Source organism: Klebsiella sp. 141203 (genome assembly GCF_032601985.1).
In the GTDB taxonomy this organism is placed as follows: Bacteria; Pseudomonadota; Gammaproteobacteria; order Enterobacterales; family Enterobacteriaceae; genus Klebsiella; species Klebsiella aerogenes.
The window spans coordinates 143,507-164,743 of the sequence record NZ_JAQIRL010000005.1; the positions used below are offsets into that span (position 1 = coordinate 143,507).

18 protein-coding genes are annotated in these 21,237 nt (G+C 52.1%); 16 read left to right on the plus strand and 2 right to left on the minus strand.

Annotated elements, in window-relative coordinates; all coding sequences use genetic code 11:
- Window positions 1-421 precede the first annotated feature (421 nt).
- The 4 genes from dnaK (at window position 422) to PGR29_RS19730 (ending at window position 5,151) form a co-directional block, all read left to right on the plus strand.
- The gene (gene dnaK, locus PGR29_RS19715; RefSeq protein ID WP_045395850.1) at window positions 422-2,338 is read left to right on the plus strand and encodes a molecular chaperone DnaK; all 1,917 of its coding nucleotides are present in this window, start codon (window positions 422-424) and stop codon (window positions 2,336-2,338) included.
- A gap of 87 nt (window positions 2,339-2,425) precedes the next feature.
- Window positions 2,426-3,568 carry a molecular chaperone DnaJ gene (gene dnaJ, locus PGR29_RS19720; RefSeq protein WP_020079653.1) on the plus strand — a complete coding sequence of 381 codons (1,143 nt, stop codon included), beginning with the start codon at window positions 2,426-2,428 and terminating at the stop codon, window positions 3,566-3,568.
- A gap of 168 nt (window positions 3,569-3,736) precedes the next feature.
- Window positions 3,737-4,681, plus strand: coding sequence for a LysR family transcriptional regulator (locus tag PGR29_RS19725; protein WP_087858196.1), 945 nt, complete (start codon window positions 3,737-3,739; stop codon window positions 4,679-4,681).
- A gap of 125 nt (window positions 4,682-4,806) precedes the next feature.
- The gene (locus tag PGR29_RS19730; protein WP_087858195.1) at window positions 4,807-5,151 is read left to right on the plus strand and encodes a phage holin family protein; all 345 of its coding nucleotides are present in this window, start codon (window positions 4,807-4,809) and stop codon (window positions 5,149-5,151) included.
- A gap of 60 nt (window positions 5,152-5,211) precedes the next feature.
- Here PGR29_RS19730 and PGR29_RS19735 read toward each other — a convergent pair whose 3' ends face one another.
- On the minus strand, window positions 5,212-5,745 hold the full coding sequence (locus PGR29_RS19735; RefSeq protein WP_087858194.1) for a glycoside hydrolase family 108 protein: 534 nt from the start codon (window positions 5,743-5,745) through the stop codon (window positions 5,212-5,214).
- A 15-nt stretch (window positions 5,746-5,760) separates the two neighbouring features.
- Window positions 5,761-6,204, minus strand: a complete 444-nt coding sequence (locus tag PGR29_RS19740; protein WP_087858193.1) for a winged helix-turn-helix domain-containing protein — start codon at window positions 6,202-6,204, stop codon at window positions 5,761-5,763.
- Window positions 6,205-6,594: 390 nt separating this feature from the next.
- Here PGR29_RS19740 and PGR29_RS19745 point away from each other — a divergent pair, with 390 nt between their 5' ends.
- The 12 genes from PGR29_RS19745 (at window position 6,595) to PGR29_RS19800 (ending at window position 21,133) form a co-directional block, all read left to right on the plus strand.
- The gene (locus tag PGR29_RS19745) at window positions 6,595-8,706 is read left to right on the plus strand and encodes a glycosyl hydrolase family 18 protein (RefSeq protein ID WP_213795045.1); all 2,112 of its coding nucleotides are present in this window, start codon (window positions 6,595-6,597) and stop codon (window positions 8,704-8,706) included.
- A 90-nt stretch (window positions 8,707-8,796) separates the two neighbouring features.
- The gene (locus PGR29_RS19750; RefSeq protein ID WP_316425167.1) at window positions 8,797-11,880 is read left to right on the plus strand and encodes a chitinase; all 3,084 of its coding nucleotides are present in this window, start codon (window positions 8,797-8,799) and stop codon (window positions 11,878-11,880) included.
- Window positions 11,881-12,199: 319 nt separating this feature from the next.
- On the plus strand, window positions 12,200-12,892 hold the full coding sequence (locus PGR29_RS19755; RefSeq protein ID WP_087858190.1) for a winged helix-turn-helix transcriptional regulator: 693 nt from the start codon (window positions 12,200-12,202) through the stop codon (window positions 12,890-12,892).
- A 316-nt stretch (window positions 12,893-13,208) separates the two neighbouring features.
- Window positions 13,209-13,751: a fimbrial protein BcfA gene (locus PGR29_RS19760; protein WP_087858189.1), complete on the plus strand. Its 543-nt coding sequence runs from the start codon at window positions 13,209-13,211 to the stop codon at window positions 13,749-13,751.
- A 71-nt stretch (window positions 13,752-13,822) separates the two neighbouring features.
- On the plus strand, window positions 13,823-14,509 hold the full coding sequence (locus PGR29_RS19765; RefSeq protein ID WP_183269095.1) for a fimbria/pilus periplasmic chaperone: 687 nt from the start codon (window positions 13,823-13,825) through the stop codon (window positions 14,507-14,509).
- Window positions 14,510-14,516: 7 nt separating this feature from the next.
- A complete protein-coding gene (locus PGR29_RS19770) occupies window positions 14,517-17,120 on the plus strand; it encodes a fimbrial biogenesis usher protein (protein ID WP_410477039.1) in 2,604 nt (867 codons plus the stop codon).
- Window positions 17,121-18,128, plus strand: coding sequence for a fimbrial protein BcfD (locus PGR29_RS19775; protein WP_316425168.1), 1,008 nt, complete (start codon window positions 17,121-17,123; stop codon window positions 18,126-18,128).
- On the plus strand, window positions 18,128-18,664 hold the full coding sequence (locus tag PGR29_RS19780; protein ID WP_113374567.1) for a fimbrial protein BcfE: 537 nt from the start codon (window positions 18,128-18,130) through the stop codon (window positions 18,662-18,664). The genes PGR29_RS19775 and PGR29_RS19780 overlap by 1 nt, the downstream gene beginning before the upstream one ends.
- 10 nt (window positions 18,665-18,674) lie before the next feature.
- Window positions 18,675-19,193: a fimbrial protein BcfF gene (locus PGR29_RS19785; protein WP_113374579.1), complete on the plus strand. Its 519-nt coding sequence runs from the start codon at window positions 18,675-18,677 to the stop codon at window positions 19,191-19,193.
- On the plus strand, window positions 19,186-19,887 hold the full coding sequence (locus tag PGR29_RS19790) for a pili/flagellar-assembly chaperone (RefSeq protein ID WP_316425169.1): 702 nt from the start codon (window positions 19,186-19,188) through the stop codon (window positions 19,885-19,887). The genes PGR29_RS19785 and PGR29_RS19790 overlap by 8 nt, the downstream gene beginning before the upstream one ends.
- Before the next feature lie 55 nt (window positions 19,888-19,942).
- Window positions 19,943-20,782, plus strand: coding sequence for a DsbA family protein (locus tag PGR29_RS19795; RefSeq protein WP_213317887.1), 840 nt, complete (start codon window positions 19,943-19,945; stop codon window positions 20,780-20,782).
- 60 nt (window positions 20,783-20,842) lie between these two features.
- Window positions 20,843-21,133, plus strand: coding sequence for a hypothetical protein (locus tag PGR29_RS19800; RefSeq protein WP_316425170.1), 291 nt, complete (start codon window positions 20,843-20,845; stop codon window positions 21,131-21,133).
- Window positions 21,134-21,237 lie beyond the last annotated feature (104 nt).

Genomic DNA, 21,237 nt, shown 5'->3' on the forward strand with positions numbered 1-21,237 from the left:
GAAAGGGAAGCATTACCCCGCCACTTGCGGTGGGGCGCGGCATAATAATGAGGCGCGTGGTTACTGTCTATGATCTGGCGGGGTATTTTTCAGCAATTTACCTTACGCCGCGATAATCGCGAACTCTTCGCCGAACATGTGCGATATCCGATGAATATGTTCTTATTTACTATTTATGTTTTGTATGAGTTATGGCGACTATTTTGCCCGGCTGGCGTGTTGTTTACTCTCGCGTCTGCGTTTTGCCATAAAAATTTTTTTTGGCTTGCCCCTTGATGAAAACCAGGGCGACCCCATCTTGTAGTCAACCGCAGTGAAGAACCTGAAAAAAAATGATGTCAGGGCAGTTGAAACCGCACGTTTCGCCCTTATTACAGGTTCACAACCACATGTTGATCGAATTTTTAGTGGAGACGTTTAGATGGGTAAAATTATTGGTATCGACCTGGGTACTACCAACTCTTGTGTAGCGATTATGGATGGCACTACCGCTCGCGTGCTGGAGAACGCCGAAGGCGATCGCACCACGCCTTCTATTATTGCCTATACCCAGGATGGTGAAACTCTGGTTGGTCAGCCGGCTAAACGTCAGGCAGTGACAAACCCGCAAAACACCCTGTTTGCGATTAAACGCCTGATTGGTCGCCGCTTCCAGGATGAAGAAGTTCAGCGTGACGTTTCCATCATGCCGTACAAAATCGTTGCCGCAGATAATGGCGACGCCTGGCTTGATGTGAAAGGCACCAAAACCGCACCGCCGCAGATTTCTGCTGAAGTGCTGAAGAAAATGAAGAAAACCGCTGAAGATTACCTGGGTGAGCCGGTAACTGAAGCTGTTATCACCGTACCTGCGTATTTCAACGATGCTCAGCGTCAGGCAACCAAAGATGCCGGCCGTATCGCGGGTCTGGAAGTCAAACGTATCATCAACGAACCGACTGCCGCTGCGCTGGCTTACGGTCTGGATAAAGAAGTCGGCAACCGTACTATCGCGGTATACGACCTCGGTGGCGGTACCTTCGATATCTCTATTATCGAAATCGACGAAGTTGACGGCGAAAAAACCTTCGAAGTTCTGGCAACCAACGGTGATACCCACCTGGGTGGTGAAGACTTCGATACTCGTCTGATCAACTACCTCGTTGACGAGTTTAAGAAAGAGCAGGGCATTGACCTGCGCAACGACCCGCTGGCGATGCAGCGTCTGAAAGAAGCCGCAGAAAAAGCGAAAATTGAGCTGTCTTCCGCTCAGCAGACCGACGTTAACCTGCCGTATATCACCGCAGACGCGACCGGTCCGAAACACATGAACATTAAAGTGACTCGCGCGAAACTGGAAAGCCTGGTTGAAGATCTGGTTAACCGTTCCATCGAGCCGCTGAAAGTTGCCCTGCAGGATGCCGGTCTGTCCGTTTCCGATATCAACGACGTGATCCTCGTTGGTGGTCAGACTCGTATGCCGATGGTGCAGAAGAAAGTTGCTGAGTTCTTTGGTAAAGAACCGCGTAAAGACGTTAACCCGGATGAAGCTGTGGCTATCGGCGCAGCGGTTCAGGGTGGTGTACTGACTGGTGAAGTTAAAGACGTTCTGCTGCTGGACGTTACCCCGCTGTCGCTGGGTATCGAAACCATGGGCGGCGTGATGACAGCGCTTATCAGCAAAAACACCACGATCCCGACCAAGCACAGCCAGGTGTTCTCTACTGCGGAAGACAACCAGTCCGCGGTAACCATCCATGTGCTGCAGGGTGAGCGTAAACGCGCTTCTGATAACAAATCTCTGGGTCAGTTCAACCTGGATGGTATTAACCCAGCGCCGCGCGGTATGCCGCAGATCGAAGTAACCTTCGATATCGATGCTGACGGTATCCTGCACGTTTCCGCGAAAGATAAAAACAGCGGTAAAGAGCAGAAGATCACCATCAAGGCTTCTTCCGGTCTGAATGAAGAAGAAATTCAGAAAATGGTTCGCGAAGCGGAAGCTAACGCTGAATCTGACCGTAAGTTCGAAGAGCTGGTTCAGACCCGTAACCAAGGCGACCATCTGCTGCACAGCACCCGTAAGCAGGTTGAAGAAGCAGGCGACAAACTGCCGGCTGATGACAAAACTGCAATCGAGTCTGCGCTGACCGCACTGGAAGCTTCCCTGAAAGGTGAAGACAAAGCGGACATCGAAGCGAAGATGCAGGCGCTGGCCCAGGCTTCCCAGAAGCTGATGGAAATCGCTCAGCAGCAGCACGCTCAGCAGCAGGCTGGCGGCGCTGACGCTCAAGAGAACAGCGCGAAGGACGACGATGTTGTCGACGCTGAGTTCGAAGAAGTGAAAGACAAAAAATAATCGCCCTTTGAACGGGTAAAACACTGGCACGGGCGAAGAGGTTTCCTCTCCGCCCGTGCACGCATGTTAAGGGGCTGAAAAACACCAATGGCAAAGCAAGATTATTACGAGATTTTGGGCGTTTCCAAAACAGCGGAAGAGCGTGAAATCAAAAAGGCGTATAAGCGCCTGGCCATGAAGTATCACCCGGACCGTAACCAGGGTGACAAAGAGGCCGAAGCCAAATTTAAAGAAATCAAAGAAGCGTATGAAGTCCTGACTGATGCCCAGAAACGTGCAGCCTACGATCAGTACGGCCACGCCGCGTTTGAACAAGGCGGCATGGGCGGCGGCGGCTTCGGCGGCGGCTTCGGCGGCGGCGCGGATTTCAGCGATATCTTTGGCGACGTGTTCGGCGATATCTTCGGCGGCGGTCGTGGCCGTCAACGCGCGGCGCGCGGTGCAGATTTACGTTACAACATGGAATTAACGCTGGAAGAAGCGGTCCGTGGCGTCACTAAAGAAATCCGCATCCCGACGCTGGAAGAGTGCGATGTTTGCCACGGCAGCGGCGCCAAATCCGGCACTCAGCCGCAGACCTGTCCGACCTGTCATGGTTCCGGTCAGGTTCAGATGCGCCAGGGATTCTTTGCCGTTCAGCAAACCTGTCCGCACTGTCAGGGGCGCGGTACGCTTATCAAAGATCCATGCAACAAGTGTCACGGTCACGGTCGCGTTGAAAAAACCAAAACACTGTCGGTGAAAATCCCGGCTGGCGTCGATACCGGCGATCGCATTCGTCTGGCTGGCGAAGGTGAAGCCGGCGAGCATGGCGCTCCGGCGGGCGATCTGTACGTTCAGGTTCAGGTCAAACAGCACGCGATCTTCGAGCGTGAAGGGAATAATCTGTACTGCGAAGTACCGATCAACTTCACCATGGCTGCGCTTGGCGGCGAGATTGAAGTACCGACGCTGGATGGCCGCGTTAACCTGAAAGTGCCTGGCGAAACGCAAACCGGCAAACTGTTCCGCATGCGCGGCAAGGGCGTGAAGTCCGTACGCGGCGGCGCTCAGGGCGATCTGCTGTGTCGCGTGGTGGTGGAAACGCCGGTGGGTCTTAACGATAAGCAGAAGCAATTGTTGAAAGAGCTGCAGGAAACTTTCGGTGGTCCGACGGGTGAGAAAAACAGCCCGCGTTCCAAAAGCTTCTTCGATGGCGTAAAAAAATTCTTCGATGATTTAACGCGTTAATTGCGTTAAATTACGTTATTAGCACAAGCCTGAACATCCTGTTCAGGCTTTTTTCTGCCCTAGCCTCAGCCTTGAATAGAGACGCTATACTTTGTTTAGCATGTCCGGGTTTGATTTATTTTGAGTATTATCTATATTGCTTTTTTCGATAAAAGAGGCTGACAGTGGATGGGATCGAAAGGTGCCAATAAGGGCTTTGATTATAATTTAATCAAGGTTCTTGACGCTGTCATTTCGGCAGGTAATGCCGCGAAGGCGGCGAAAAAATTGGCCATTACTCCTGCCGCGGTCTCTCTGGCATTAAGACGACTACAAAACTTCTATCATCAGGAGCTGTTTGTCAGAAGTAAAGATGGTTTACTGCCAACAGCGAAAGCACTCGAGATCCACCATAGTTTTCGCCAGGCCATGTTGCTTGTCGATAATACCTTTCTGACAGAAAACAAGGATGATGATACCCGGATTACGATCCTTGGTAGCGACTTCATCGAAAGTTATTACCTTTCCCAACTGTACGGCAGCGCGCTTTTTGAACAGGGCGTGATCAATCATTTTTCATCCCGCAATATTAGCCGCGATAAAGCTAAAGAGCTTCTACTGACGGCACAATGCGATTTATCGATTGGTTCTGAGCCGTTGGTTGAACCTGGGCTCGATAATCAAATGATTGATAGCTTCAGAAATTTCGTCTGTATTTGTGCCAAGGGTCATTTGTTCAGCGAACTGTCGCAGCTTTCTTTACATCAGTTCTACTCTTCCCGCCATGCCATGTATCAACCCGGCATTTCTTCTCCTTCCATCATCACTGATAACGGATTATTTAAAGATGATGTTTATTATGACGGTTCACGTACCATGGGCTATTGCAGCGATTCTATCACCGGACTGGTTGGCATGGTAGAAAGAACCGCGTTGATTGCATTATTGCCTTTAAAGCTGGCGCTATTTTATAAAAATCAGCGTAAATACGATATAAATTTTATCCAACCGCCACCTGAATTGATGTTTAAGTCCGTGCAGGTTTATGCTTCATGGAACAAAAATAGTAGAAATATATCAGCGATAAATGAAACAGTTTCCATGTTACATACGCTGTCATCATTCAGACGGTAAGTTCCATCATCTTACCGTCATTAATATGATGTGGTTAGTCTTGATATTCTTTGATTACCTTTCCCCAGTTACGCCACTTACACTCCTGATGAATCTTTTTTTACTTTAGTTATGCAGGAGCGATTATGTCTATACCTAATCATTTAGAAACAACGGAAGTTGTATTACTGGAAGTAGAGATACTTCTGACCATTATTTCTATCGGCGCCTGGGGGGGATTCGTCAGTTTCCTTCTCCGTAAAAATAAGGAAGACAGTGGCGAAGCACATCAGGGAATTATGAACTGCCTGACCCAGGTGGTGATATCTTGTTTTACCAGTTTTCTCCTTAGCGCTATCGCTATCGAAAAAGGATTTAGCTTTAATATGGTGCTGTTAGCCGCAGGGTTAGGCGGTGTTTTTGCCGGTCCAATTTTAAAAATACTGGGTGAGAAAGTAAAAAATACGCTTGGCGGTACTAAGCTCAAGTAGTATTACTACGTAATAAAAGGCTCATCCTTGAGTCTTTTATTACAGATTAGTGCGCCTCAACTATGTCACCCGGTTTTTAAGCCAGCCGTAAATGAACTCTTCATTTTGTCGATGATTCTCGCTGATCTCCAGGTAATAAGCCCCCTGGCTGCAGTTTAGCGCTTTGACTAACACCTGTTCTCCTTCTTTACCTCGTCGCGTTAAATAGCAATTCAGCGCATTCAGGGTTCGCGGGCCAATGTTGCCATCTGTTTTTATATCCGGGTAGTATTGCTGCTCGCGATTCATCACGTTAAGCCAGCGCTGTAGCCACATACAGGGGTGGTGAGGACCAATATTCACTGCCGCGTCGCACAGCTCAAATGCTACTGACCAGGAGAGTTGCGATACCTGCTCAAAGCCGGGTTTGATCCAGTAATCGGTCTCCAGAATCGCATAGGCCTCGTTGTGAGAAAGTTCGCTCATCTTTCCCTGGTAACCGTGCGCTCGCGCCGTTGCTTCTGTGATGCCCCAGTTAGTCTCGCCGCCTTTATCCTTAGGATTGGCGCTATAGCCGCCTTCCAGTCCGAGGATTCCATCAATAATTGGATTCATTCTATTCTCCCTGAATTAATGAATGTGCATGTACATCATTGTACCTAGCGTGACGGAAAAGACGGTGGTTAGCGCCGCCAGCGTTTTACGGAAAAACTGCTTTCTGACTTTTGGTTTCCTGGGTTCGACTTTTTCAATGGTAATGTCTTTGTTGACCTGCAGCCCCTGGCGCGGGATGGTAATGAAAAGATCGTTTATACCGAGTGCTTTGAGATCTCGTCTGATTAAATACAGTATCTGCGTTAGATTGGCATCATTCACAAAATGACTTCTGCTACCCCATAACTCATTGGTGATTTTCTGCCGTTCGATAATCTCCAGATGAGCGTTTTCAATAATGAAACTAAGACATTTAGAACGCATTGCCGTCATTCGAATAACTTGCGAATTTGAGCTCGTTCTTAGTTCATATTTCTGTTCGTTGTAGATGCAGTTGTTATTGATGAGATAAGTTTTCATAACGTCTTCCTTTAGATTTGCACATCCTGATTGTCGTCGATGAATATATTGCACAAGAAATGGCTTAATCCATTTTTTGTCATCGGTTTTATTGTAGTGTTGTTTGTTGGGGAGACCTCTGTCACATAATCTCATGTAAGTTAAATGACAATTAATTACTACCTAAATTATATTTAATATGCTGTTTGTTTTTTATCCTTCAGGTAGGTTTGATGGCCTCTCTGACCCGATGATGTCGTGCTGATGTTCCTCATTGAGGTCTCAGTGAAATAATTATTTGGCGTTGATTAATTGCTGATGCTTTGTGATTAGCCAATTTTTCATGAGTCATGGATTATTGGTCTCGCAGAACGAACTGCGATAATTTTTAAACTTAAAAGGAAATTTAAAATGGCTACCAGCAAACTGATTAAAGGCGATACTCTTACCGAAACCAGCAACGCCGCTGATGGTTTTAATCCAGCAACTGAAGTGAGCAACTATAGCTATACTTCAGCGCGTGTCGCAAAGCCGGTCTATAACAAATATAAAGCAGCAACCACGAAGCCGAAGGTATTTGGCTATTATACCGACTGGTCTCAGTATGATGGTCGTCTGGAAGGGGATGACTCTAAAGATAACCGCGGTCGCGGCTATGACCTGACCAATATCTCACCGACCGCTTACGATAAAATTATTGTCGGCTTCGTTGGCGTGACTGGTTTCCATAAAATTGATGGCCAGTATCGCGACGTGGTGGCCGAAGGCGCTGAGAAGTGCGGCAAAGTCAAATATGAACCAACCTTCCTGGATCCGTGGGGCGACTTCCAGTCCTACATTAACGTTGGCCACAGCGTCAGCGGCTGGGATGTCGATCCGAAAACCGTAACCCAGGAGAACACCAAAGGCCTGCTCGGTGGCCTGCGTGACCTGCAGGCGAAAGCCAAACAGCAGGGCCACAACCTGGTGCTGTCCATGAGCATCGGCGGCTGGACCATGAGTAACGGCTTCCATGAAACCGCGGCATCTGATTCCGCACGTAAAACCTTCGCTAAAGGCGTGGTGAAGCTGTTCAAACAGTTCCCGATGTTCAGCGAAGTGGATATCGACTGGGAATACCCGAATGCCGAAGGCGCGGGCAACCCTTGCGGCCCGGAAGATGGCGAAAACTACGCCCTGCTGATTGGCGAACTGCGTAAGCAGCTGGATTCCGCCAACCTGAGCAATGTGAAAATCTCCATTGCCAGCTCCGCGGTGGTGAAGACTTTCGATTATTCCAACGTCAAAGCGCTGATTAAAGCTGGCCTGTACGGCATCAACCTGATGACCTATGACTTCTTCGGCACCCCGTGGGCGGAAACCGTTGCTCATCACACTAACCTGAAGGCGCTGGAAGAGGGCGGCTGGGGTGTAAACACTATTGTGGAACATCTGCTGTCTGAAGGTTTCCCGGCCGAAAATATCAACATTGGTTATGCCGGCTATACCCGTAACGGCCGTAACGTTGAGCTGGAGTCGCTGTCTCCGCTGAAAGGTACCTATAACCCGGGTAACGGGGATACCACGGGTACTTTCGAGTCCGGCACTAATGAATGGTATGACGTGATCTACAACTACCTGGATCTGGAAAACCAGAAGGGCCGTAACGGCTTCAACGTTTATACCGATCAGGTTGCTGACGCTGACTATCTCTACAACCCGGAATCCAAACTGTTTATGTCGCTGGATACGCCGCGCACCGTGAAAGCCAAAGGCGAATACGCGGCGAAGCTGGGTCTGGGCGGCATGTTCACCTGGACTATCGACCAGGACAACGGCGTGTTGGTCAATGCGGCGCGTGAAGGGCTGGGTTATGAAATTGAGTCAGAAACTATCGATATGGACCCGTTCTACTTCGATGGCATCAACGTTGAAAAAGATGAATCTGCTGAAGACGATAAGAAAACGGACGTCAACCATGCGCCGAAAGCGGCTATTGAGCTGCTGGTAGTGGGCGGTTCTACCGTTCAGCTGTCCGGCGCCGGTTCTTCCGATGAAGATAAAGACGAGTTGACCTTTAGCTGGGGCGTACCGTCTGAAATTAACGTCGCGGATAAAACGGCGGAAGTGATTGAGTTCGTCGTGCCTGAGGTAAGTGCGAAGACGGCGTTCCAGTTCACTCTTTTCGTACGTGACTGCTACAACGAACCTTCAACTCAACAGCGTTTTGTACTGACTGTGGTTCCGGCTGCTGCCCAGGTTGAACCAACACCGGCTGATGAAGAAGATGAAACCGACGTGATTCCGGTTCCCGACGAGGATACCAAACCGGCTGAAGATGACTCCTCTTCCGATGAGGCGGCTGACCATGATGCGCCATATGCGCTGTGGGATGCTAACGCTGTTTATGGCGCAATCTGGGGTACCTTCGAAATTGTTAGCTGGAATGGTCACAACTACCAAGTGAAATGGTGGTCCCAGGGCGAACAGCCTGACCTGAACTGCGGTCAGAGCGGCACATGGACTGACTTAGGCGCCTACTAATACATCTCTCTTTTAATGGCGTATTGGGCTCTATAGCAAAGCCCCGGTTTACCGGGGCTTTTTTCCACCAGGGAATGAGGAATCGAGTTGATGACCGTTGTAATTAAAAATAGCCAGATTGACGTGAATAGTTGGTACCAGAAAGTCACGTTAACCTTCACAAACGAAAGTAATCGAACCGTTGATCTGAACCAGGCGGCGATTAGCTTTACTGCCTCCGGACATCCGGATCCGTGGGGGAATACGGGAGGCACGCTGAAAGGGGATCGTTCATTAACGTTGCGTGACACCGCCCAGGGAACCCTGGAATTCAATGAAATCATTATAAACAACAGCAGCGAGCTGCTACTGCCGGCTGGGGAAAGCGGTACTCTATTCTTTAGCCTGGCGGCCACCCAGGTACCGGTAAAATTATCTACCTTCGCTCTGACTCTGGCGGCTTCCGATAGCGATGACGCCGCTGATGAGCTTGAACCAGTCCCTGAAGCGCCCGTCGATGATTCAGCTGATGAGCTTGAACCAGTCCCTGAAGCGCCCGCCGATGATTCAGCTGATGAGGTTGAACCAGAACCTGAAGCGCCCGCCGATGATTCAACTGATGAGGTTGAACCAGAACCTGAAACGCCCGCCGCCGACGCGATTACCGGTACAGGACTGACCCTGGTTTCCGGAGAGGTGAACGCGTCCAGCTGGTATCAACGCATGGCCCTGACGTTGACGAATCAGTATTCGCAGTCTGTCGATATTAATCAGCTGAAATTAGGCTTCACCGCGACAGCGCATCCCGATCCGTACAGCCCATTTAGCGGTACCATGCTGGGTAACCAGGCGGTAACGCTGGCCAGCGACGGTGGCTGGCCGACAGAAAAAAATACCATCACCATCAATAACGACGGCGAGTATCTGTTGGCTGCTGGCAAATCGGCGGTACTGGAGTTTTATCTTTCGGCCACACAAACGCCCGTCGTGCTGAGTGACCTGACGGCGACGCTGGCGCATGACCCGGGACGCCAGGGACAAATTATTGTTCAATTCCCGGCGCAGGCGCAGAGCACCTCGCTGAAGCCGGAAATTGAGCTGCGGTACTCTGATGGCCGTCAGCAGCGCTTCGCCGGGGAATGGGGCGCGACGCTAACCATCGGCGATCTGAGCGCCGGAAGCTACGGTATTACGGTACTGGAACTGTGTAACGACGAGATGAGAATTTCGCCCGTGACAGAAAGCTATACGCTGGAACTTGCTTCAGGTAACGCCGTTGAGCGCTGTCAGATTGCTTATCAGCCAGCGGTGACCTTTGCCGCGATCGAGTTGCTGCTGGCGGACGATGAACTGGAAGGCGCGGAAGTCGTTGTTGAGCTATGGTCGGAGGCGGGCGTGTGCGAAAGAACACTGACGCTGATGGCGAATCAACCGCAGCGTGTTACCCAGCTCCTGGCGAATCATCAATATGCTATCTGCCTGCAGCCGACGACCATGAACAATCAGTTGCTCACGACCGCAGCGCAGCCTGCAACCATTGTGCCGAAGGTCGGCATGACGATGCAGGTGAACGTAGCATTACAAAAAGCGCCCGTTGCGAGCGACGCCTTTGTTGAGGTCGCGGTAACGGTATTAGGCTTACCACAGGGGACGGCCGCGCAGCGCTATCGTTTCTGCTGCGGCGGCTATCAGTATAGTTTCGTGCTGGAAAGCGATACTCGTCAGCAGAAACTACCGCTGCGTTTATCTGCCGGGGAATATAGCGTACAGGTAGCGGATGTATATATCGCCGGTACGCCTTGGCGTTGCGACATCAGCGCGCCATTGCGTTTACTACAAAGCGTCAATAACGTCGCGCTTGAGTTTATCCAGGGCGTTCCGCTGCAGGTAAAAGGCTGGCCGAATTATCTGGCGCACGGCGGCGTGACGGTGAATGCGGCAGAGACGACCGATCTGTATCGCAATGTGCCTTGCAGCGCGCTGTTTAAATACGATGGTTTTGATGGCGGCGGCGATCCGATTCCGGCGGCGGAAGTGGACAGCAATGGCGATGGTTTCCTGGATTATGCTTCGCTACCGATCCACAAAACCGTGCCGCTGGTTCGCGAGATAGAAGCCGAAGCGGGTCGCGCGGTGATGCCGGTGATGGTGGTCTATACCGCCAATGCCAGCGGCGGCAGCGCGGTATCGGATCTGCAGGATGAGCAGCGTTTACGCAACCACTTTGGTAACTTCATTACCCAGTGTCTGGCGGCACAATCCTGGAAAGATGAGCAGCATCCGGTTCCGGCAACCTTCGTCCTGAATCCGGACTTCCTGGGCGCTATGCAGCAGGAGCCTTATGGCTATACCGCGTTGCGTAAAGCCAATAGCGTGCAGGTGAATGTACAACTGGCGGCGGCGATCAATGCGCTCCCTGCGATTCCAGGTTTCAGCGCGCCGGCGTTGCCGACATTCAGCAACGATTTGTATGGCTACGTACAGGCGATTAACTATATCGTTCGCCAGTTCGCGCCTGATATCGCTTTTGGCTGGCAGACCAACGTTTGGGCGACGGGCACGGCAGATTGGCTGCTGCGCGCCAACGCCGCGCCGCGTGAACAAGGGGCGGCGATTGCTGAATTCATTAATGAATTGGGCGTATACAGCGGCGATTATGCGCCAGACTTTATCGCATTTGATAAATTCGAACGCGACTGCTTCAGCCCGGATGCCCTGGCCCACTACGGCTGGAACGCCAGCTGCTGGTTTAACTATCTGGGCATGGTGAAGGAGGCCGCCAGAGCGTTGCAAAAACCGGCGATGCTGTGGCAGATACCCGGCGGCCATATGCCGACGGTTGCGGAAGGGACCAGTAAAATCGCTGCGGCGCATTTTGCATCCGGCGGTACGTTCTTCATGGGGGACTCGCGGATTGGCAGCGATATCAACGCCATTACCCCGGCGCTGTTAAATACCGCGGTGAACAGCACGACGTATGGTGTTGCGACGGTGGGGGATTTTCTGCGCCAGGATGAGGGATACGATTGGAGCCAGATGCAGGCGCTAAATCTGCCGGACTATAACGTTTTTGCCGTGCTGTGGGGCGGCGGTTCGACGGTCAGTATCACCACTATTCATTCCAACGGTGAAGATGGCGGTTGGCTGGCGGAGAAAATGGCGGAGTACTACGCGGCCCCGCGATATTTTAGTTAATTGATCTTTATTTCATGTAGCGTAAAGGCGGTGATTCAGTGGAGGTACTATTCTGGATCGCCGCCTTTTCTCTTTCTTGTTATATCATAAGAAATAATTTCATTTGTTATAGTGTGTAATGTTAAAAATGCTTAATAATATTTTGAGATCTTTGTTGGTTATTTGTTTGAGGATTATCTTATTTGATTAATGATTGATTATTTGTGCTTTCATTATACATTTATTCTATATTTAGTATTTATTTATTATTAATTGCAGGCTAACTAATGTGCGTATATCTTTATTTCTCATATGATTATGGATTTTTAATGAAGATATAATGAAATTAAATGGTTTCGAAAATGATAATGAGAATGCCTTGCACTCATATATTTTCTCCCAGCAGGCTAAACCTCATGCGGCGATTGATGCTTTATTTTCTGCACTCTTGCCCTTCGGCAAGCCTTTCGTCGTGCAACCGGGTGAAGAGTTTTCGCTGTATACGAAACAAAGTAGCCGCATTGTGTTGCTGGAGTCCGGTATCTTCTCAATTTGCCGCAGCGACAGAGGGCTGAATGTGTTGTCGGTTTTTGCCCCGTCAATCGCAGGACTGATTGATAGCTACGGTCTGACTTACGATGTTCCCACTCGCCCGGAACATTTTTTGATTGCGGAAACAGAATGCTGTGGTCGCGCGGTTTCGCTAGCGGATTTTATTAAGGTGACGGACGAATGCAATCTTTGGCACGATGTGGCTCGTTTTCTCGCCTATCGTCTGATGGTGATGAACGTTCGCGATCGGGAACTGGTTGGCGTTGACTCTTATCTCAAGGTTCGTGCGTTATTAATCGAAATTGCCGCCTACAGCGACGAATATCGCCAGAGCATTAATGTCCTGAATTTTATTCAACGACGAACCGGAATATCACGAAGCCGCACCATGAAGTTACTTTCTGAATTGAGGAAGGGCGGTTATATCAATATAGATGGTGGGCGTTTGTTAGGGGTTAAGAAACTACCGTTGGCTTACTAATTGCCGCTTTAAATAACAAAGTAAATAAATTATTTGCTGCAAAAACATGTAGTTAAGATGAGTCCTATAAAAACAGCCATTGTAGATTGCAACTCCCTGGCCAATTTATAATAATTAAATAACGGCAGAAATTTACTTCCCATTAGCGCTTATAAATCAGTGCAGGGCTTGCTATTCATTGAATATAGTATTTCTGTACGCTACAACTTTTAACGTTTTTTGCGCCCGGTACCAATAAGAGATCTCTGTGAAGAGGGCTCGGTACTAAAATTCGTTATTAATTCTATTTTCGACTTGTGTATTTAAAAGGTTATTTATGAAAAAACATCTTTTAGCGATGGCAATAACCGCCATGGCGGCGGGCGGTATGACCTGCGCAGCTAATGCGGATACTTCGACGGTTTCCGGCGGTACGGTGAATTTTACGGGGCAGGTTGTGAATGCTGCATGCTCCGTTTCTGCTGACTCTATCGATCAGACCGTAATCCTGAGCCAGGTTCGCACCAGCAAACTGACGGCATCTGGAATGGTTGCCAATCAGAAAGAAGATTTCTCAATCAAACTGGAGGACTGCGACACCACGGTCAGCCAGAACGCGGCGGTTATTTTTAATGGTCAGCAGGACAGTACGCTCGCGGGTTCGCTGGCGAATACCGCTGGCGCGGGTGCGGCGACTAACGTTGCGCTGCAGTTATACGGCCCGGATGGACAGGTTCTGAATATCGGCGATACCTCCGGCACCATCACCCTGATTGATGGCGAAAACACCGTACCGCTGAGCGTGGATTATGTCGCTACCGGCGCGGCCACTGCAGGTAACGTTGCGGCGACCGCGACCTTCAGCATGGTCTATTCCTGATTGGTATCCGCATCTCCTCCGTTGCTGGCAGCGGAGGGATGCATTTCATCTCCTCCCTGGTTATCAAAAGAATGAGTACGCGAATTACCCCGATTTTATTTTCGTTATTGCTGCTGGCGGCGCTGGGAATGACTCAGTTGGCTCATGCTGGCGGTATCGCGCTGGGTTCGACCCGGGTTATTTATCCGCAGGGTGATAAGCAGGTCTCTCTGCCGGTAATTAACTCATCCAGCAATAATGTATTTTTAATTCAGTCGTGGGTGTCGAACGCCGATGGCGGCAGAAGCGCCGATTTTGTCGTGACGCCGCCGCTGTTCGTCATTCAGCCGGGAAAAGAAAACCTGCTGCGTATTATGTACGTTGGCCCTTCGTTGCCGGAAGATCGCGAAAGCGTGTTTTATCTCAACAGCAAAGCCATTCCCTCGGTTAATAAAAGCAAGTTGGCGGCGAATTCGCTGCAAATCGCCACGCAAAGCGTTATTAAACTGTTTATTCGCCCTAAACATTTGCCCATTGCCTCGGTAGACGCGCCGGCGATGTTACGCTGTCAGCGTGCCGGCGAGCGTCTGAGCATCGCCAATCCTTCACCGTATTATGTTTCGCTGGTTGATATTCATGTTGGCGGGCAGAAATTGGCCAATGCGATGGTGCCGCCGAAAAGCGAGATAACCTTGCACGGCGGGGCAGGACAGGTGACTTTCCAGTCGATTAACGATTTCGGCGCCACTACGCCGCAGCAAACCTGTCTGAGCCAGTAAGATTGTGTTGAAACTCGATGTCGCCGCTCGCCAGTTGACGGTGGGTAGACTGCCTGCGCTTATCAGCCTGGCTCTAATCTCGGCAAATGCGTTTATGCTGCCGCGCGGCTGGGCCGAAAACTATTTTAACCCTGCCTTTTTATCTGACGATCCGTCGAAAATCGCTGACCTTTCGCATTTTGAGGGTAACGGTCAGGCGCCGGGGGTTTATCGGGTCGATGTCTACCTTAATGGCGCATTATTGACGACGCGCGATATCGCTTTTCGCGCCAACAACCAGGCCGCCGATGGCTCAGGTCTGCGCGCCTGCGTAACGCCTGAAATGCTCAACGGCATGAACGTGAATCTCAGCGCCTTTCCACCGTTGGCGAAGGCCGGTGCCGGCGACTGCGTCGATCTTACGGCGGCTATCCCGGCAGCCTCTACCGCTTTTGACTTTAGTCAGCAGCGGCTAAATATCAGCATTCCGCAGGCGGCGCTGAACAACCAGGCTCGAGGCTATATTCCGCCACAAAACTGGGATGAAGGTATTAATGCATTGTTGCTCAACTATACGTTTACCGGCGCGAATAGCCGGGACCGTAGCGCTGGCGGTACTGATAGCGACAACGACTTCCTCGGCCTCAATAGCGGATTAAATCTCGGCGCCTGGCGTTTGCGTGATTACTCGACATGGAACTACAACAGCGATAATCAGCAACATAAAAGCGACTGGCAGCACATCAGTACCTATGTGGAGCGTGATGTGGCGGCGCTAAAAGGCGAATTGACGGCGGGCGATAGTTATACCCCTTCTGGCGTTTTCGATAGCCTGCCGTTTCGTGGGCTCCAGCTGGCGTCTGATGACAATATGCTACCGGACAGCATGAAAGGCTTCGCGCCGACTATCCACGGCATCGCCAAAAGCAATGCCCAGGTGACGATTCGCCAGAATGGCTACACCATCGACCAGCGCTATGTATCGCCTGGCGCCTTCACCATTGACGACCTCTATCCGACCTCCTCCAGCGGCGATCTCAACGTTGAGATCAAGGAGTCCGACGGCAGCGTCTCCAGCTATAGCGTGCCCTATGCCGCCGTACCGGTTCTGCAACGCGAGGGGCGGGTGAAATATGCCGCCACCGCGGCGAGCTATCGCGGCGATAGCAGCCAGAAGCGGGAGATGAGTTTCGGCCAGGCGACCCTGATGTGGGGGTTGCCGCACGGCTTTACGCTGTACGGCGGAACGCAGTTTTCCTCCGATTACCGCGCGCTGGCGCTGGGAACTGGAGCTAACTTCGGTGACTGGGGGGCAATTTCCGTCGATCTTACGCAAGCCTACAGTACGCTGGCGGATGACAGTGAACACCAGGGGCAATCGCTGCGCTTTTTATATGCTAAATCGTTAAACGACCTGGGCACCCATTTTCAACTGTTGGGCTATCGCTACTCGACCTCTGGTTTTTATACGCTCGATGATACCGCGTGGAAGCAGATGTCCGGCAATAGCGGCCAGCAGGAGGATGACAGCGATCGCGATGTCGGCGATGACTACAATCTGTATTACACCAAACGCGGCAAGGTACAGATCAACCTCTCTCAGCAGTTCGGTCATTTTGGCTCACTGTACGTCACCGGTAGCCAACAGAGCTATTGGCACACCGATGAAACCAATAAATTACTGCAAATTGGCTACAGCGACACGCTGGCCGGGGTCTCGTGGAGCCTGTCATATAGCAGCAGCCGCGCCCCCGGCGAGGAGGAACGCGATCGGACGCTGGCGCTCAATATCTCACTACCGCTCAGCCAGTGGCTTACCCACGGCGACGACATTACCCAACGGCGTCATAACGTTTATGCGACGTTCTCCACCAGTAGCGACGGGCACGGCGGCGTGACGCAGAATAGCGGTATCAGCGGCACGTTGTTGGATCAAAACAACCTGAGCTACAGCGTGCAGCAGGGCTATCAGAATCAGGGGGTTGGTGCGAGCGGCTCCGCCAGCCTCGAATACGACGGGGCAAAGGGCAACCTGAATGTCGGCTACAACAACAGCAACCATGGCGATTATCGGCAACTGAACTATGGCCTCAGCGGCGGCATGGTCGCGCATGCCCATGGTCTCACCCTCAGCCAGCCGTTGGGCGATACCAATGTCCTTATCGCCGTGCCGGGGGCTGGCGACGTCAATATTGAAGATCAGCCGGGGATCCACACCGATGGCCGCGGCTACGCGGTGGTGCCGTACGCCACTACTTACCGCCAGAACCGCATGGCGTTGGACGTCAATTCGCTAAAAGAAGATGTCGATATTGATGATGCGGTGATCAATGTGGTTCCCACCCAAGGAGCAATGGTGCTGGCGAACTTTACCGCACGGGTCGGCGAGCGCGCGCTGTTGACGCTAAACCATGACGGAAAACCGCTACCGTTCGGCGCCACGGTCTCTATTGCTGGCGCGGCTGAAGAAGGCATCGTTGGCGACGACGGCGAAGTATATCTCTCCGGTCTTAGCCCGCAGGGCACGCTGAAAGCGCAGTGGGGGCCACGGCCAGGCCAACAATGCCTCACCCATTATCATCTCCCTGACGTGAGCCAACCGCTGGCGCGTCAGCATCTGGAATGTCGCTAAATGAAGCTTGTCTCTTTTCTTTTTCTGTTAATGGGGCTGTTGCTGGCACGCGGTGGTCTGGCGGCCGTTTGCCAGAATACCAATGGCTCGCCTGCGACGGTCGATTATGACCTGACGACGACGCTGATGGCGGCGCAAAATCAGGCCGGTTCGACCACGCAGCTCAGCAAAAACCAGGATGTAAACGTACAGGCGATTTGTCCCGCCGGTTCTTCGGATTCCGGGCGGACGTATCGTTCGTATGTCGCTTCTTCATCGATAGTGGAAACCAACGGCGACTGGAAATATATGCAGCTGGATGGCACCTATCTTGAAGGGGCGATGCGCATCGAAGACTCGGCGGCCGGGGTGTTTTATCCTCCAATGGATTATGTCTATATGGGCTATGACGCCAACGTCAACAATGGCTCACCGTTTCCGGTACATGATTCAAATCTGGTTTTTCAACTTAAGGTTGTGAAGCCATTTATTGGCACGGTAAATATCGAGCCGAAGACCATGTTTAACGTCTATGTCACCACCACCGGGAACGATCCGCTGAGTACCGTGGTATACAGCATTGTCTACAGCGGCAGCGTGACCGTGCCGCAAAGCTGCGAGATTAATGCCGGGCAAACTATCCTCGTTGATTTTGGCTCGCTGTACAGCGGCGGTTTCAATCGCGCCGGAGAAAAACCAACCGGTGTCCGCAATAAAAGATTCACCGTGCCGGTGAAGTGCAGTGGGGGGGATTCACAGGTTAACCTGAGCCTGCGGCTGATCGCCACCGCCGATAGTCACTTAAGCCAGGCCATCGCCACCGATAATCCTGATGTTGGCGTGGTGGTCGAAAGCAGCGACGGCAAGATATTAACGCCCAATGACGCCAGCAGCGTCGAGCCTTTTACTACCGATGAAAACGGACAGGCGACCCTTTCCCTGCAAGCGTATCCGGTCAGCACCACCGGCCAGACGCCGGCGGAAGGCGCTTTTACCGCGCTGGCTAACTTACGGGTGGATTTCGATTAATGCGCCTGTTTCAGTACTTCATCTTACTTATCCTGCTGTGCGGTAACGGCTGCTACGCCGACGATAGCGGTTACAACCTGGAATTTACCGGCACGATTGTCGCGCAAACCTGCGATGTCGAAATTTCCAGCCTTAGCCAGAGTATCGATTTAGGTCAGTTCTCGGTGGCAGATTTTCCCTCCACCGGTACGACGACGAAGTTTAAACCGTTCAACATCAACCTGAAGAACTGCTCGCGCGGCATTACCGGCAGCAAAATCTGGTTTACCGGCACTGCCGACAGCGACAATCCGGCGCTGCTGGCGCTGAGCGACACCGGGATGGGTAGCGAAAAAATGCTGGCAGGCGGCGTTGGCGTGGAGATCCTTGATGAGGATCAGGATGCCGTCAGCATCAATAACACCAGTTCGGTGGTCTATCCGCTGAAAACGGGCCGCAACACCTTATCGTTTTATATTCGCTACAAATCTACCCGGCCAACCGTGACCTCCGGAAATGCGACGGCGGTGATGTATTTCGATCTGCAATATGAATAGGCGCGCGGCAATGATCAAACCACTGTTTTTCTGCTGTGGACTCCTTCTGGCGGTGAACGGCGCGCTGGCCCATGACGGTAGGGTCTATGTGACGGGCACGATTACCGACAACACCTGCACGCTATCGCCGGATTCCGAGAATATTCAGGTCGATATGGGAACCGTCAGCAACCGCCAGTTTTATCAAGCGGGGGCCGGCGCGGAGTGGCAGCCATTTTCGATCACCCTACAAAATTGCGGCAGCACCGCCAGCGGCGTGACGGTGAGCTTTAGCGGTACCAGCGACTCGCAAAGCGGCGATCTTTTCGCTTTGGATAGCGGGGCGAACGCGGCCTCCGGTATCGGGATTGCGCTATACGACAAGAACAAACAACAGGTAGCGCCGGGGGCGCAAAGCGATGTGCTCGCGCTAACCGCGGGCGCCGCGTCCGAACGTTTACAGTTTTATGCCCGCTATGTGGCTGATGGCGCTCCGGTGGCGCCGGGTGTAGCCGATGCTTCCGCGACTTTTGTGCTGAGTTATGAATAGACGACTTTTCTGCTGGTTTTGGCTCTGGCTGATGCCCTTTGGGATAGGCCATGCGGGCGTGGTGATTGGCGGCACGCGTTTTATTTATCACGCTGAGCGGACGACGCTGAGCGTTCCGCTGCGCAACACCTCGGAGAGTGACTGGCTGGTGGACAGCCACGTGCTGAGCGGTGGACGCTGGCCAGGCGCCGATGATTTATCGACCCGTAAAACACCATTCGTGGTCACGCCGCCGCTCTTCTTATTACGCGCGGGCCAGGAGAACACGCTGCGCGTCGCGTGGAGCGGCGAGGCGCTGGCGCAGGATCGTGAAAGTTTGTTCACCCTGAGTATTGCCGCTATTCCTTCGGGGAAAACCGGCGCCAATAGCGTGCAGATGGCTTTTCGCTCGGCGTTAAAGCTGATTTATCGGCCTGCAGGGCTAACCGGCGATCCGCAGCAGGCTTATCGCCAACTGGCCTGGAACTTAACGGCGGATGGGCTGACGGTACGCAATGCTGGACCCTACTACATCACCCTCTTTTCCACCCGCGTCAACGGTAAGCCTATAGACGCCGCGGGGGTGGTCGCGCCGTTTTCTACCCGCCGTACATCGTGGTGTCGACAGGCGAAAAGCTGCGCCGTGCGCTGGCAAAGCCTCAACGATGCCGGGGGCGTAATGCCGCCGGTCACGGTAACGGCGCAACGGCGATGACGATTTTACTCTGCCCCTGCGGGCATCCCCTGAACTTAATAATGAGAACTCAATAATGCGCAAACTTTCCTGTAAATCGGCGGTGTGTATGGCGGTTGGCGGCGTCATCTCTTTTTCCGCGTTGGCCGTGGATACACAACCCGTTGCCAGCGATATTGGACCGGCCGCGGAAGCCTATATCGCCAGCCATCCGGATAAAGTCGGCGAAGCGGTGGCGACGTATCTGGCGGATCATCCGGAATTCCTTATCGCCGCCAGCGAAACGCTACATCAGCGTCAGCAGGTGGCCCAGAAGCAGGCTTATGCGCAGCTGGCGCTGCAGTACCGCTCTGAGTTGCTGAGCGATAGCTCTCCCTCTGTTGGCCCGGCGGATGCTAAAGCGGCGGTGGTGATGTTTTTTGACTACCAGTGTTCCTGGTGCAGCAAGATGTCGCCCGTGGTGGAAGAGCTGGTGAAATCGAATCCTGATACGCGTTTTATCTTTAAAGAGTTTCCTATTTTTTCATCCCGCTGGCCGGTGTCAGGTTTGGCGGCGAGGATCGGCGAACAGGTGTGGTTGAACGATGGCGGCGCGAAGTATTTGGCTTGGCATAATGCCCTGTACGCCACCGGCAAAGTGGAGGGGCAGCTAACCGAGAAGGAGGTTTACGCGCTGGCGTCGCATTATCTCACCCAGCCGCAAATGACGGCGGTAAAAACCGCCCAGCAGAGCGGGGCAGTGCATGACGCGCTGCTAAGTAATCAGGCGTTGGCTCAACATATGAATTTTTCCGGTACTCCGGCTTTTGTGGTGATGCCACAGGCTGCCGCCCCGGATGCCGGGCGTATCTCGGTCGTGCCGGGCAGTACGTCGCAGGATGCGTTGCAGATGGCGATTCAGAAAGCTAAAGGTTAAGTCTCAGCGACCGGGGCGCGGACCCCGGTTACCTGCTTCCTCCGAACGAGGGTTTCGCGTATGCAGTCCAGGCACAGATGGTTAGTGTTGGCGGCCGTTCCACTGTTCGCCATCGGCGGCGTTCAGGCGCACTCTGCCGGTAATATCCATTTTTTTGGCAATGTTGTTACTGAAAGCTGCTGGAACGAAACGGAAAGTAGCGAGATTTTGTGCCAGCGCGCCGATCGTATCGAACGCCATGTGATCGTGGAAAATATCACGACATCGCTGGCCTCGGCATACGCAACGGTAGAGAAAAGCTATCTCGATGCTGACAAGCAGCTCACCCTGCTACGGGTGGTCTATGATTAATGAGCGGATAAGATAGCTCGGAAAAAATGAGTGTAATGGCAATTTAAATCTGATTTTTTCGATGTATTGTCGGCTGTATCATACTTTTATCGAGTTATTGACCA